The 14,366-nt window shown below is 36.1% G+C and carries 19 protein-coding genes; 17 read left to right on the top strand and 2 right to left on the bottom strand.

Annotated elements, in window-relative coordinates; translation table 11 throughout:
• Positions 1–52 precede the first annotated feature (52 nt).
• The 14 genes from AC4BAP_RS16485 (at position 53) to AC4BAP_RS16420 (ending at position 8,421) form a co-directional block, all read left to right on the top strand.
• Positions 53–865: a hypothetical protein gene (locus tag AC4BAP_RS16485; RefSeq protein ID WP_490583769.1), complete on the top strand. Its 813-nt coding sequence runs from the start codon at positions 53–55 to the stop codon at positions 863–865.
• 43 nt (positions 866–908) lie between these two features.
• The gene (locus AC4BAP_RS16480; protein WP_490583768.1) at positions 909–1,082 is read left to right on the top strand and encodes a hypothetical protein; all 174 of its coding nucleotides are present in this window, start codon (positions 909–911) and stop codon (positions 1,080–1,082) included.
• Positions 1,083–1,153: 71 nt separating this feature from the next.
• Positions 1,154–1,465, top strand: coding sequence for a hypothetical protein (locus tag AC4BAP_RS16475; RefSeq protein ID WP_490583767.1), 312 nt, complete (start codon positions 1,154–1,156; stop codon positions 1,463–1,465).
• 38 nt (positions 1,466–1,503) lie between these two features.
• Positions 1,504–2,259: a cold shock domain-containing protein gene (locus AC4BAP_RS16470; protein WP_490583766.1), complete on the top strand. Its 756-nt coding sequence runs from the start codon at positions 1,504–1,506 to the stop codon at positions 2,257–2,259.
• Between the two features lie 72 nt (positions 2,260–2,331).
• The gene (locus tag AC4BAP_RS16465; protein ID WP_490583765.1) at positions 2,332–2,562 is read left to right on the top strand and encodes a hypothetical protein; all 231 of its coding nucleotides are present in this window, start codon (positions 2,332–2,334) and stop codon (positions 2,560–2,562) included.
• A 163-nt stretch (positions 2,563–2,725) separates the two neighbouring features.
• Positions 2,726–3,112: a hypothetical protein gene (locus tag AC4BAP_RS16460; protein ID WP_490583764.1), complete on the top strand. Its 387-nt coding sequence runs from the start codon at positions 2,726–2,728 to the stop codon at positions 3,110–3,112.
• Between the two features lie 167 nt (positions 3,113–3,279).
• Positions 3,280–3,531 (top strand): hypothetical protein, encoded by a 252-nt coding sequence (locus tag AC4BAP_RS16455; RefSeq protein WP_490583763.1) that lies wholly within the window; start codon positions 3,280–3,282, stop codon positions 3,529–3,531.
• Between the two features lie 100 nt (positions 3,532–3,631).
• The gene (locus AC4BAP_RS16450) at positions 3,632–3,868 is read left to right on the top strand and encodes a hypothetical protein (protein ID WP_490583762.1); all 237 of its coding nucleotides are present in this window, start codon (positions 3,632–3,634) and stop codon (positions 3,866–3,868) included.
• 140 nt (positions 3,869–4,008) lie between these two features.
• Entirely contained in the window at positions 4,009–4,644 is a 636-nt protein-coding gene (locus tag AC4BAP_RS16445; protein WP_490583761.1) for a recombinase family protein, read from the top strand.
• 125 nt (positions 4,645–4,769) lie between these two features.
• The gene (locus AC4BAP_RS16440) at positions 4,770–5,834 is read left to right on the top strand and encodes a hypothetical protein (protein WP_490583760.1); all 1,065 of its coding nucleotides are present in this window, start codon (positions 4,770–4,772) and stop codon (positions 5,832–5,834) included.
• On the top strand, positions 5,831–6,262 hold the full coding sequence (locus AC4BAP_RS16435) for an STAS-like domain-containing protein (protein WP_490583759.1): 432 nt from the start codon (positions 5,831–5,833) through the stop codon (positions 6,260–6,262). The genes AC4BAP_RS16440 and AC4BAP_RS16435 overlap by 4 nt, the downstream gene beginning before the upstream one ends.
• Complete coding sequence (locus tag AC4BAP_RS16430; protein WP_490583758.1) at positions 6,238–6,825, top strand: hypothetical protein; 588 nt, start codon at positions 6,238–6,240, stop codon at positions 6,823–6,825. The genes AC4BAP_RS16435 and AC4BAP_RS16430 overlap by 25 nt, the downstream gene beginning before the upstream one ends.
• Positions 6,826–7,275: 450 nt before the next feature.
• A complete protein-coding gene (locus tag AC4BAP_RS16425) occupies positions 7,276–7,905 on the top strand; it encodes a hypothetical protein (protein ID WP_490583757.1) in 630 nt (209 codons plus the stop codon).
• 129 nt (positions 7,906–8,034) lie between these two features.
• Complete coding sequence (locus AC4BAP_RS16420; RefSeq protein ID WP_490583756.1) at positions 8,035–8,421, top strand: hypothetical protein; 387 nt, start codon at positions 8,035–8,037, stop codon at positions 8,419–8,421.
• A 315-nt stretch (positions 8,422–8,736) separates the two neighbouring features.
• Here AC4BAP_RS16420 and AC4BAP_RS16415 read toward each other — a convergent pair whose 3' ends face one another.
• Together AC4BAP_RS16415 and AC4BAP_RS16410 are read right to left on the bottom strand one after the other, a co-directional pair.
• Positions 8,737–9,228, bottom strand: a complete 492-nt coding sequence (locus AC4BAP_RS16415) for a hypothetical protein (RefSeq protein ID WP_490583755.1) — start codon at positions 9,226–9,228, stop codon at positions 8,737–8,739.
• A 265-nt stretch (positions 9,229–9,493) separates the two neighbouring features.
• The gene (locus AC4BAP_RS16410; RefSeq protein ID WP_490583754.1) at positions 9,494–9,877 is read right to left on the bottom strand and encodes a hypothetical protein; all 384 of its coding nucleotides are present in this window, start codon (positions 9,875–9,877) and stop codon (positions 9,494–9,496) included.
• A gap of 137 nt (positions 9,878–10,014) precedes the next feature.
• Between AC4BAP_RS16410 and AC4BAP_RS16405 the strand changes: the two genes are divergently transcribed.
• The 3 genes from AC4BAP_RS16405 (at position 10,015) to AC4BAP_RS16395 (ending at position 14,364) form a co-directional block, all read left to right on the top strand.
• Positions 10,015–10,530: a hypothetical protein gene (locus AC4BAP_RS16405; RefSeq protein WP_490583753.1), complete on the top strand. Its 516-nt coding sequence runs from the start codon at positions 10,015–10,017 to the stop codon at positions 10,528–10,530.
• Between the two features lie 49 nt (positions 10,531–10,579).
• On the top strand, positions 10,580–11,359 hold the full coding sequence (locus tag AC4BAP_RS16400; RefSeq protein ID WP_490583752.1) for a hypothetical protein: 780 nt from the start codon (positions 10,580–10,582) through the stop codon (positions 11,357–11,359).
• Between the two features lie 95 nt (positions 11,360–11,454).
• Entirely contained in the window at positions 11,455–14,364 is a 2,910-nt protein-coding gene (locus tag AC4BAP_RS16395) for a cold-shock protein (protein ID WP_490583751.1), read from the top strand.
• Positions 14,365–14,366: the final 2 nt, after the last annotated feature.

The raw sequence follows: 14,366 nt of genomic DNA, 5'->3' as shown, positions 1-14,366 counted from the left end.
TTTTTTTGACCCTGTTAAAATCGAAAAGCTATAATAAAGCGTATTTAGCTGCATGAATATCAAAAAGCTTTATGCTTCTGAGGCAATAAATATACGCAAAATCAGCGATATATGCAATAATGACTATATCATATACTTAAATCTAAACAAACCAATTCAATTAATGAACATAGACAGAAAACGATTCCCAATCATCCAGCAGGTGCAGAACGGCAAATTAGATTTGCCTATGACACGCCACCAACTCAGTTTTTACGCTCCATATCTGTCCACTGCGGAGAGCATTGTGAAGCAAAAGCCAGCAATAGACTACCTGTGTCAGAGACAGGTCAAGTCAGTAATGAATGTCAGCCTCGACAACCCGATGTATACATCACAGGGCATTGTCTTGGTAGGCGACATGAGTTTCTTATACAGGATGCAGGCAGATACTGAGAACAGCGGGAAGTTGGATGTCTATGTTTATGAGGGCAGTACCCTGGTCAGCTATGCGGAGGGGTATTTACATGGAACGGAACTTGCAATCCGACCCTGCTCGCACATATACACAACGCAGGAAGTTATATGTGACTTTAACTTCATTTACCATTTCATCAAGTTTAAAAGGTATGTCCAGATAAAGGATAAAACCATTTCAACCAAAACAAGCCGTAGTTGCCAAACGCCTGGTGGGAAGGTGAAGACCGACTTCAAGTACCCTGTTCATGTGATTAGCGAGAGTTACTACACTAACATCGTCAGGAATGAGCCATTCAATGTCAGCGGACATAAAAGGCACTACAAGAGCGGAAAGGTGGTTGAGATTGCACCCTTTGTGAAGTCTGGGTATAACAGAAGTGCGGGTAAACTACCCTTGGCAGCTTAGTGAATACTAAAAAATATGTTTTCAACACTTAAATAATTTAAACATGACAGAAGAAGTAAAAGATGAATTGTTTGCCCTGTTTATTAAACTAAACGCAGCTTCCACTAAGCTTGAAGGTATGGCAATTGAACACAACCTGCCTAAACTCAAAAAGTTGACGGACAAGTGCGAGAGGGAGATTGAGCGTCCTATGCAGAGACTGATTAATGCTCTATAAGCACCTTGCACTCAATACTCAGGAGGATTCCTGATAAGACTACTAATTGTTAACCATTTAAATATTTAATCATGATTGAAATTATCGAAAGAAAACGGTACAACACCGACACGGCAACAGAGGTTGCAAGCTACTCAAACGGATTGGGTGGAGGCGACTTCCGCAGCATGAGCGAAACGCTCTACATCACACTTAAGGGAGTATGGTTTCTTTACGGGAGAGGTGGTGCATTGTCCGAGTATGCCGAGAGTGCTGGAAACCAAAGCTGGGGCAGTTCAAAAATCATACCCATGACACCAGAAGAGGCATACGAGTGGTGCGAGAGCCACAACAAGGTTAAAGCAATTCAGAACTATTTCAACGACTGGATAGAAGAAGCCTAAACCCTAACTTAAATTATTTTTCACTACATATTTAACTTATGAATGTAAGCATATCTACAAGATACCCACAGATAAACAGCTTTTACAAGAACAGGCAACCAATACAGCCTCTTAATCCAGACAACATCGGCAGGTTGAAGTTCTTAGACACCATCAAAGGTTATGGATACGTCATAACTGAAAATGGAAAAGAGGTTTATTTCCACAAATCGAGTATAAGTTCTGCATCTTTGAAGGCAGGCGATGAAGTTTGCTTCCACCTTAGGGCATCCACAAGATTTCCGAGCATGCTCGAAGCGGTAGAATTGCGCAAGGTCTACCGCTCAAAGGATGGGCAGCCAATCTTTAACAGGGTCAATAGCCACCTACATAAAGGAATTGAACCTATTCTTGAGAGTATAGCAGAACAAATCGATTGTAAGGGCAGAGTTTTTATCCAGCAGGAAATCGGCTTTAATGAAGTTATCGGTGAAAGCATTCTTGTGCGATTGAATCCAGGTGACGAGGTAGTGTATGCTGTCAGAAAAGGTCGTAAGGGTTATTCAAAATTTGTTTTAAATCGACAGCCAGAGGAATGTCGAACAGCAGCCATAGTGTTGAAAAGAGTCGATGAAGGTTACCTAATAATCACAGCCTTCATAGGCAGGCTTTCTGCCCCAGAGCCTTGGGACAAGAACGAAACAGCAGAGTCATTGCCTTTTTGGAATTCACACGCATTAATCTACGGGCATGAGGATGTGGATGAGGACACATTTACTGATATATGCCCATGGGCGGTAAGAACAGCAGCTTAGCACTTTGTTATTAACACTCACCAAATAATATTTTCAGTTAAATCATTTTCAAACATTTTAAATAAATAAATCATGAAAAAACAGAAGGTGTACAAAATCAGAAAATCAGGCACAGACGAGTACATGGGCTATTCCAAAGATGACTTTTCTGAAGACTTCGGCAAGCAGAAGGTGTACGTCTCGGAGAATAGTGTGAAGAAAGTATACGACCAGCTAACAGCCAAGGGGTATGACATTCAGATTGATGCCTTTGAACTGATTAACAGAAGGACAAAGGTTGCTGACCTGTTGGAGAGCCTATAATTAGAGCACACACAGGGCAGGATGCATATATTTTTTTGTATAAATTGTTACGCAATGTAACAATGGTTTGTAACTAATATTATGAATTTCCTACCCATGAGTCCAGCAAAAATTAAAATAAATGTTAATACAAACTTTCAATCAGGTAAAAAACATATCAGTTATGGGATACACTTTCAGAACATTGAAAACATTGCCTTATATCAAAAAGAAGGTACGGGCATTAATTGAAGATTACGAAAAGCCACTGTGGAAAGGTGCTAAGCCACGACTTCTCACTGATGTCCATTACAGTAGTAGGTTCGGTGAAGATAGCGGCTCTATATCACTAAACCACTGCCAGATAATCATGCCGACAAAAGTGTACGAAAATGAAGTCCTTCCAGCAATGAAATGGATTCATGAAGGCACGATAATGAAGTTCGGAATGGGTGATGGTCCAGGTTACTACTCTTTGGAGGATGGATTGCAAATTAACAGGAGGCTTAAAGAATGGGTAGGGCTGATTGACCGAAAAAAGAAAATCCAAAACATTCTGGATGCTTTCTAATAAATGATGGCACAGCGGTAATCTACCAGGCTATGTTAATAGACAGAAATGTTAAGCAATTAAATATTTTTTCACTTTAAATACTTTCTAAATATGATAGACAGAAAATTAAAAAGAAAGAGTTCAACGATTTAGAGACACTGAAAAGCATGTTGCGGGGCTGTGACATGAGAAGGATTGAGACACCTCTAACTCCCAGAGGAAAAGGCAAGCTTGTATTTGAAAGCAGGTTCACGCATGAGTATTTCTGGCTTGAATTTACCGAAGATATCATACAGGTGTTTATGCCAGCCGTACAACCGCATCCGTTGAACACAGAAAATAAGTTCCTGATAGACCCTTCGGCTTTTGATGTAATCCTGACACGATTGCTAAGGGAGTTGAAGATAAATATCCTGGTGAATAAAAGGCAAGCATAACGCCTCACTGAATAGAGCATATTATTTTACCAGCAATTGTTACGTTATGTAACATTTCGTATATTGGTAACACTAATATAAATGGCAAAAGAGCAATCATATGATTTACACAATTGATACAGAAAAGGAGTTGCCACCTGCACAGTATGCCAGGCGCATTGGGGTTGATGTGCATGTGGTCAGCAACTGGATGAAGCGGGAACAGATAAAGTTCAGGAGGATTGAGGAACTGGGGCTGACGCTGGTGGAAATAGGAAGCGAAAGCGAGAAAATCAGAGAAAGGAGAAAACGTATCATAGACGCTTTTCTAAAGGAAGAAAAGCGAATAAAAAAATAAGCCTACCAATTTTAGTTTTGATTACCCAAGGTGGTTCAAAATAAAGGTGTCATTTGAAAACCTTGATTTTGCTCTAAGAACAAAACTAAAATTGGATTCAAAGTAGTTCACGATAAAGTTTAGCTTATTTTAGACCACTTATGACCAAAACTCCTGTTTTACTTTTTTGCCGTGTAAGTAGTGACCAGCAGAGCTATGATTACCAACTGGAGGAGTTGAAGCAATATTGCGATGCTCACAATTATGAGATAGTTGAAACTATAGCAAATAACATTTCAGGAAGAACTGGAAATAAACGTCCTGACTTGGACCATCTGTTCAGCCTTGCTAAAAAGGGTGGATTCAGAAAGGTTATCGTAACATCAGTAGAAAGACTTGGACGTGATGCGAGAATGATACGAAGAACTATTGATTTTCTGCATGAGCGAAAAATCTCTGTAGTATTCAAAAACCAAAATTTTGAAAGCCTTGATGCAAACAGTGAAGAAACCTTTGTTACTAACATTTTAATTTCTGTCTATGCTGAAGTGAGCATGGAAGATAATAAGCAAAGGTCAGCTAAGATAAAAAGCGGTATGGCAAATGCCATCAAGAAAGGAAAAGTAGTGGGTCGTGCTGTTGGTTGGAAGAAAGACAATGAAATTCTACTGAAAGAGCATGCTAAATTGGTAAAAGATTTAAAGCAAGGATTATCATTAAATCAGTGTGCGAAGTTGCATGGCGTTGCAAAGAATACTGTTATAAAAGTTAAGAAGACTTTAAAAATGTTAGAATAGCTAAAGATTGTAATATTAATGTCCATGACCTAAGATTAATGTGTAATTTCACTATGCTATTTTTGCGTAACCTAAACATCATTACTAAGCGTGATACTTTACAAATGATGTGTTAAAGTGTATAAATGAAGAAATTATATACAGAACCGAAATTTAAACAATGGCATAAGCGCAGGTTGTTGAAAATTCAAAAACAAAAGAATAAACGCCTTAATAAAATTAGTAGTGTATATATACCAAGTATACAAGCTTTTCAAAATGACACAGTAGTTGATGGTGTAATAATTGCTCCAATTGATTTAAGGCTTATTGAAAATACAGAAGAGTGTTTAGCTTTCTTCAGAAGTATCCGTAGAAAAGAAAATATTGCTTACAATGCAGGAAATCGTTACGTCAAGATTTCACTCAGGGATATTGTAGAAATTGACTATGGAACAATAAGTATTCTTACAGCTATTAGGGATGAACTAAAGTTTAAAGGAGTAATTTTAGGTGGATTTTTCCCAAGAAAACATGAATGTAAAGTGTTTATTGAGGAGTCAGGCTTTTTAAATGGTATGGTTGATGAAAACAATCGTCCTTTTAAAAAGAAGAGCGAATCTGACATTATTTCTTTTGAGAAAGGATTTGGTGTACTTACAGCTGCAGACAACAAAAGAATTAGTGAAACTGTGAAGAACGTTGTAAACCATCTTACAGGTGAGCCTAAACATTTTCTTCCAGTTAAAACAATTTTATTAGAAATTTGCGGTAATTCTATTGAACACGCTTATAGTCCGAACCAGCAATGGCTTTTAGGGGTGAAATATGAAAAAGAGAAGGTTATTTTTACAGTAACTGATATTGGGAAAGGAATATTAGAAACATTATATATTAAGTTTAAGACCTATTTAAAAGATAAACTAACGAGGAGGACGAATCTTGAAGTTCTACATGGAGCATTTAATCAAAAATACGGCTCAAGTACACAAGAAGAAAATCGCAATAAAGGATTGCCAGCCATTAAATCAAGTGCGGAGCTTGAAGTAATCCTTAATTTAAAAGTATTGACCAATAATGTAATTTTGCACTTTGGAAAAGATAAATTATCAAGAACCTTTCAAAAGGGTTCTCCAAGGTTCAGAGGAACATTCTATCAATGGGAAATGACAAGAGACTGTATTGAAAAATACGATTACAGCAAAAAATGAAGAGAATTAGCATATTAAATGACTTCACAGAATATCCAGGGCTTAGAAATTGCTCAATAAGTGAGTTCTCAGGTGAAGAATTTTACCATAAGGTTTTGAATAAAGCTTTTAAAGAATCATTCGAAGATAAAGAAAAACTGGTTGTCAATCTTGATGGTACAGCAGGATACGCATCATCATTTTTAGATGAAGCTTTTGGGAACTTGGTTTATGATTTTACTTTGGATGAAGTCCGAAAATATATCGTGATAGAATCTCTTGAAGAACCATCTTGGAAAGATATGATAGAGCACAAAACTTACAAGGAGTGGGAAGAAAGGAGAAAAAACGTGAAGAGACCAAAAGTTACTGCACAGCATGAGCCTTGGTTCAGGTTAATTGATGGTTCTATTAGACTTGAAGAATGGGAACAACCTATTGCTGCCTAATTACTACTTGCAACATTGAATTTTATGATTTAATATATCTAATTGGGAAAATTTTAAAATCAACCTGTTACTGCTTTAAGTTAGTGGATTCAATTGGAGCTTCTGAAATAATTGACACTATTGGTATTATTGTTAATTCTGTATTAGCATTTTGGATTGTTAGAACTATTCAGAATAAATTAACAAATAAACGTGTACTTAAAGACCACTTTATTAATGAAGTAAAAGAGGTGCGTAACGAATATAGAATATGGATGAGCAGTCTATATTCTAACAATATTCATCCAAAAAGAGTCTTACCTTGGTTCAAATTAATGAACATCAGAATAGATGATTTAATGGTTTTTCTAAGCGAGAAATATAGAATTGATAAAGCTAAATTAAAGCCTTATCAAATCGAGCTTCGTGAGTTAATAACTAATAATCAAGATTTCATATCTCAATTTTCACTTAATCAACCTGTAGTATTTTCAGAATCTTCTAAAAATACGTTTGTGAAATTTCAACAGGACCACAATCAATTATTTAACAAAATCATTGTAGCCATAAATGATGCTAATTGAAATAAAGGGCTCTGAATATATATTCAAAGCCCTTTATTTCAATTAGCATAAAATTAATTGTACTTATTACATTACTTTAAATGGTCTAATGTTAATAAGCCTACTTAGTATTCTTTAAAATCAATTGAAAATAAATATTTTATCGAATTAAAGTACTTACCCGACATTAAACCCTTCTAACTACTTTCAATTCAAATTTGCTTATTTATACGTTTAGTACATTAGGTTTTCAATAGCTTGTTTAGCTTTTCCTTGCGTGTATAAATAACAAGTAGTGTTCATAATCTCTATATTACTTTTTGTCATTTATGCGTGATTACCAAATTAAAGAAATAGCTATTTGTTAATAGTTAATAGTTTATTGAATATATATTAAACCATATATTGCATATTATTTAAATTATTTACAAAATAATATCACATATATCTATTCAAATGAATATTAACCTGATGAAGGACTTTATAAGTCAGCGGCTTGAGTTGTTTAAGAGTAACAGTATAAATAAAAACTTACCTAATAATAATGGGCTTATACTCCACTTTATTCCTGAAAAATTAACTGAGGAAAAATTAATTGATTGGGAGAATGAAAAACACAGAAATTATATTAAGCGTTCATTTAGAAACTTTTCAGATAGTAATACTACTTACCAAGATTTGGGTACAGAAATTCAGGCTTATACTCCTGATAGAATATCAATTTCATGTTTTAAAAATGGTATTATAGAGTCTTTCAAGTCTCCATTAGAGAGACAGAACACCTTGCGTAGTGGGTTTGATTATGTCAATGTAGATAACATTTTTTATACATTAAGAAATTTCACAGAAGCAAGTAAGTCTATCCATAAAGAAATTTTCAACTCACAAGCTCCTTATTATATTTTTGTCACATTCTTCGGCATTCCAGGAACTTACTTTTATTCTTTTGAAGGTAAATACCTTACAACTACCCCATTTATGGCAGAGAACGGACGATTTGAACCTGTAATATGGAATGATTTGGACATCAATATTATGCCAGAACTGGTACGTCAAGTTGATAATGGCATAAAAAATATTACTAATTGGGAGAAAGTATAGCTGACTGCCACCCTTTAACTTACAAGTCACACATTATTTGCCTTACTCAGATAGTGTGTGACTTCATCAAGTGAATGACAATTACCACGGATTCTAAAGTTTCATTAGACTACCTAACTCCACAATGGCATGAAATTAACCAAGACAGGTCAGGAAAACCTTACACTTAACGAAACCCCTTTAGACTACACATTATCAGATTTCTGGCGATGGAGCGTATCAGACATATTAAGCAACGCTACCAGGGGACGTTTAGCTGAGTTTATTGTAGCCACTGCCACTAACATTGACACAACACAGGTCAGGGATGAATGGGGAGCATATGACCTGCTAACACCAGCTGGTGTTAAAATAGAGGTAAAGTCAGCAGCTTATCTTCAATCATGGGAGCAAACAAAGTTATCAAAGATTTCTTTCAGCACGAGACCTGCAAAACCTTGGGATTGGGAGATAGATAAGCGTTCAACGGTAGCAGTAAGAAGTGCTGATGTTTATGTATTTTGTCTAAGGTATTAAGTAACTACACAAGAAGCCAGCATTTTATAACGATTAGTGTGTAATCGCCACTAATTGACCTGACACTACGGCTAATCATGGTAGCAGAAGGCTTACAGGTTCATTTTTGTTTCGCAACCCCTCCATGGTTTGGTGAGAGGGGGTTACGAAAGAAAATTGTTAAGTAAGGAGTGTCAGGTTAACTATTGTTCACTTCCAGAGAATGTAAGCTTACATCCAGACTATTATATTTTAATGTATTGAAAATAATTATCAAAGCTGTTGGTTATAATAAGCTTGACCAGTAGTTAAGGTTTTGAATGTCTTAAGCATTCATTATTCAAATACATAAGCACCCAAATCTCTTACGTGGTTACCAAAAGTTTCTTTACCCTTGACTATGTTAAATATTTCGCAAGATTTTAGACGTCTCTGTAAATCAAGATTGGCTTTTACATCTTTCTCTATGTCACATTGTTCGTCATAATGAGTCTGAAAATACACGTACATACTTTCCCTTATGATGTACTCAAAAGCTTCCATTATGTAATTGTGCGTTTCATGTGGTAGCTTACACTCTGTGGCATCAGTAATGGGTTGTGGGTTTGTTACATCCTGAGTGAAAAGTACCTTCTTGCTTTTCCGACTACAATTGTAATAGTAGTTCAGTAACTTAATTTTATTTTCACACTTATTTCTACTATAGATATCTTCTTTTTCAATTTCGAAGAAGTACACATTTTTTAGTTTATTCAAATAAACTTCAATTGTGACTTCTATAACAACCGCAGTTTTTCTATCTAATTCAATTTCTTTAGCTATTGACATAATGTCTTTGAAACGGTTTGTGATTATTTTTTGCTCTTCAAATTTACTGCTAATGTAAGCAGAGTTCAATATGATGCTAACTTAATAACAAATTAAGTGGAATTGTCACGAATGACCCAGATGCAGTATAAAACATTATCCAGTTCCAGCACTTTTCGTGAACGGAATATTTATGAATGCCTGATATTTGGATACCCAAAGGTAGTTTAAAACAGGAGCAAGAAACGTGGAAAAGGAGATTTGTAAGTAGTATGACACATGCTAATTATGTGCCTGGCAAAGTCAAGTGTGGGAGTGATTCGACACTACTTTTTACCAATCGACCTGAAATCTTTATAATGTATGCCCCTTCTTCTAAATCAGTTTTGAGCAGCGTTCCGACATAAACAAACTTTCCTTCCTCTATTTTTAGTAACTCAAAGTTTATCATTGCATAAGATTTATCATACAATATCATCCTATTCAGGATATCGTAATTTATCAGCTTGGTATACCCCATATCATTTATGTTGAAAATAAGATTGTGTGGGTATTTTAGATAAGCAAATGTTTCGCCATTGGTTACAGAGTTTTGGATGATGTTACCATCATCATCTGCCAATGTGTATGACAGTCGGATTTTAGGTAGTCCTGTTGGAGATATGAGCATATAGTAGAGTTAAGCAGAGGGTTACTATAAAAGCTCCCTAAAGTTATTCAAATCTAATAATATTGTTAAATTACTATAAACTTATAGTTTAATATTTTAATTTGCTTTAATCTTTACATTATCCAACCCTACATTATATGCAATTAGAAATACTGCTGGCAGTTGCAGCTACGTCCTTCATATGGCTACTGATTCTGTTTTACTTCTACTACTCAAGCAAGAAAGATGCAAGAGCCATAGAAGATAAACATAACTCCAAAATAGAACATCTGCTGGCTACTAAACAGGCTGAACTGAAAGAAAGCTACGAGAAGGGATTATTGGATGCTGAGGTGAAAAAAGAATTTGGGGTTGTAGTAAGACCATGGAGCGAAGAGGTTAAGAGTAGCTCCTTCTGGAAAAGCAAAAAAACCGTTAAGGTTGGCTATAGCCATCAGCTATATTCAAACGGCATTCCATGCTTTGAGCCGCACATCACAGTATGTGATGAGATATCGAAAGAGAAATATAATGAAGAAAATATTAATGCTGCCCTGCAAAGAGTTGATGTGCTTCTTTCAAGCTTAGTGTTTACCAAAAATCCCGCTGTACAAATTTTAAGTAGTGTGGCATCTCCACTTAGGAATCAGAGCAAAGAAGAAGCGGTAAACTAACAACTATACAGAACAGAGGACAAATACAGAGAACAAAATCGAAAATAATATGGATAATATACAGGAATACAAAAACTTCATAAAGCATGACTTCGAAGGGTGGCTAAAAGATGATAAATGCCAAACAGCGGTTCAGTTGAACAGTAGCATAGGTGAAGAATACTTTGATACAGCCAATCCTCATTTTTTCACTGGTAATTTAGCCTCGGAACTGGTGCTTGTTCATCTGAATCCAAAAAGGAACAGAGACCAGTACAACAGGAGATGTGATTTCAAAGCTTTTGAAGATTACTGGGAGTTCTATACTAAGTTCGGTCGCAACCACTACGGAATTTACTCAGGAAGGAAGCACAAATCACCATTCGACCATAAGCAGATAAGGTTTTTAAAGCCTTTTAACTTGCTGCCTTTTAAAGAAGAAGATGTGTACCATAACCTGGAAGTTGTTGTTGACAACAAACTTCAGATAGAGCTGGTGCCGTATGGTTCGCCTGATTTTAATTATAGGACTGTAGGTATTGAAAACCTGAGACCATTTATAGAAAACATTCTCAGAGTGATTGTATCTCATCAACGAAAATACGTTGTCTTCTGTGGAAGGGTATTTTGTGACCTTTTACGAAACTATATTATCGAAGAGAATACTCACTCTTCCAGGTTAACCAAAGCTGATGGCACGGAAACAAGAGATGTATTTGAGCTGATAAAGGTAAAGCTTGAGATTGATGGGCTGACAATTGATGCGGCAATCGCACCACAGTTTGCCAAACAAGGCGCACCTATTAGCCGATATGGCGAAATGGTTGTCAGCGCTTATAACAGTAACTAATACTATAGCAAATCTTTAAGCTGATATAATTATTACCCCCATGAATGAGAGCTTATATTGAACTTTAACTCTCAAATATACCCTGCATTTACGCTATGACAAACAACTTAAATCAAAACCAGTCTGGAAAGGTAATGTTTTGGAGTGGGTCTTTCGGTTTTATTCAGGCATCAAGTGGAGAAACTTTCTTCTTCCATAAGAACAGCTTGGTAAATGAGAATAACAAGCGGTTGAAACTTCTGGATGAAGTCACGTTTGGCTTACAGGAAATTACAAGCGGAAGACATCAAGGAAGTAAAGTTGCTACAGAAATCAGGATTGCTAAGCGAGGTAAATTACATGATTACAAGCGATATGTAGGAAGAATTTCTGACTGGAACGGTCACGTTGGATATATTGAAAGCCCGCAGCAGGACAAGAAAGTTTTGTTTTTTGAATCGAGAAAACTCGACAGGAGTGATAGTTTTTCGGATGGTGACTTTGTCGTTTTCCACCAAGTCAAATCAACAACAGACCCAGAACAGCTCTTCGCTTTGTTTGCATACCCCCTGAAGAAAGAAACTGATATTCGTTTTCTACAGCAACAATTTGAAGACAGCCACCAAGAAGAAATCAGCAAGCATATTGATTCTATAATTAACAGAGTAACCCTTTCTACAAACAGCAGATTCCGACTTGAACTTGAGCGTATCGGTTATGTGGAAAATCATTTATCCTACTTAAAGCTCGTTCAAAAGATAAAAGAATATAAAGATTTAGGATACACCCCCAGATTCAGCAGATTGAAAAGCCGATGTTCAGAAGTGTACCTGCTTCAGTTATGGGAATCTGGTATTATTCATGATATTGACTTAGAGTTACTTAAAACATATTTCTATAAAACAACTTCTGAAGCCAAGCGTGTACTGATTCGGAAGATAGCTGAAGAAGACAGAGAAAGTGTACTACTCAGTTATTATGAAAATCTAAAATCTGATGGTAGAATTTCTTTCTTCAACAATCATGTAAAAACCTTGCTTGACATTGTATGTCGCAATGAGAAGACAAGAAACGCTGCTGTCTACCAAACTGTCAAAGCCCACCTGCTTACGGTACTTAACCCAGATGAACTAATACAACTGTGGCTTAGTAACTATATTGACATTCTGCCTGATAGTTACCTTATTGAAAACATTGATATTGACAGGTTGGACAATGTTAGAGCATTACTATCTAAAGGGAATGATGTACTGATACATTTCTTCAGAAAGCAGCTTGAAGAATATTTCAGTTGCATTGCTTCTGCAGATTTTGAGCAAGAGCTACCCATTCTTGTCAACAGACTTAAGATATTTGACGAGATTGTGGGCGATACTTATACCTCCGTTAAGGAAGCTGTTTTACGACACTTTGACGAGCATCAGAAATTTATACTGTGGGTTTTAGAATCAAAGCTTGAGTTTGATGCTAAAACGTACTTCGAAGCGAATCATAGCCACCTGAATGATTTTTATAAAGTACTGTTCTTTATTAACCCAGAAATAGACAGCACATCTCCAGATATTATCAAACTTGGAGAAATTGCCTATATAACACAGCAAGGGCTTGAAACTTTTGCATCAAAATTCAAGTGGAATTCTCTTATACATCCTATTACACATTCGAAGTCTTCTGCTTCTTGCAGTTGTTCCTTTATTGGGGCAATCAGAACTTTCACAGAAAGATATGTGGATGTTGAAATTGATATTCGTAAGCTTGCTGAAGTCATTTTTGAAACATTACCCAAGTACCAGGTATATCATGTACGCTTATGGTTAAATGGCTATGTTAGTGCAGATTGCTATGACTATGTAGGCTTCCGAAATGTCTTTAAACTGCTTGAACCTGAAGAACAAGTTAGATTTAAAAAACTTGGTGATAGCCAATTACTTAAGCTTGAGGTAATGGACCCTGAAGCAGCTCAGGTGGAGCCATGTAATAATATCCTATCCACTTCTGAATTTTTGACCGAATATGGTGCTTATCTGTACAATCTGTACTTTGATGGTGATAGTATGATGTTGAAAAAAGAGAATGGTCAATATACTAAACCTGCTGAGGTATTAATGGCAAGTTCTGGGTTAAACCGAGTTCCAAAAGCAAGTATTCTTAATCAGAAAGTAATCAGGGTTAAAGTATCTGCTGAAAATGAAATTATAGAAGTTGATGGGCTGGATGAGGTATTAACCATGATACATACTGGTGAAATCCTTAAATCATATGGTAAAGTAATAGAGCCACTTGGCAGTAAGAGAGAAAATTCTACAGCATATGTAGAAGACTGGCATGTACGCAGTCAGGTAATTGATTACCTTAAAGCTCATCAATTACCTGATACAGAACCAGTGTATGTTTATGAACCCAAAAACTTCTTCAGAAGGATTGATGAGAATTCTGGTATAGACAACAGAGAATTGACTGCTCTTTACGCAATCGAAACGGAAGACGGGTTTGGAATAGTATGGGAGAATACCAACTTGGATAAAGACAGGGCGACCTATATTTTCAAAACGACAAAAGAAAACCACAATTCCCAGTTAATTAAGATTAAGGATGCCATCGTTTCTATTGCACAGTTCAGGTCTTCATTGACAAGCAAAAAGCCAGGTGATGAAGAGCTTTTGATATTTAAACGCAGCTATGGATTTCTTAAAAAGATAAAAAAATCCAGGGGTAAGGCGGATGCTTTCGAAATGTGGAAACAAAAGCTTGAATCTGCTATTAATAAACCTGTGCCTATACTTCCATCTGCTGAAGAGCTTTTAAGAATTGAAAACTGGACTCCTGAAATACCTCACACAAGCAGGATTGAATCATCACTTAAAAGAATCAGGGAAGTTGATATTGATGTTGTAAATCTCGATATGAATGGCGGAGTGACAATCAAAAAGAACATTGAGAGTTCACCAATTCACTCAAAACAGAGCTCACTTTTACATATGCTTCAATCATTTAACAACTATTTTCTTCAAGATTTTGACCTTTAGCC

The sequence above is a fragment of the Pontibacter sp. GD7 genome, from assembly GCF_058216375.1.
Note: the sequence above shows the minus strand (reverse complement) of the source record. Positions and strands in the feature narration are given on the sequence as shown.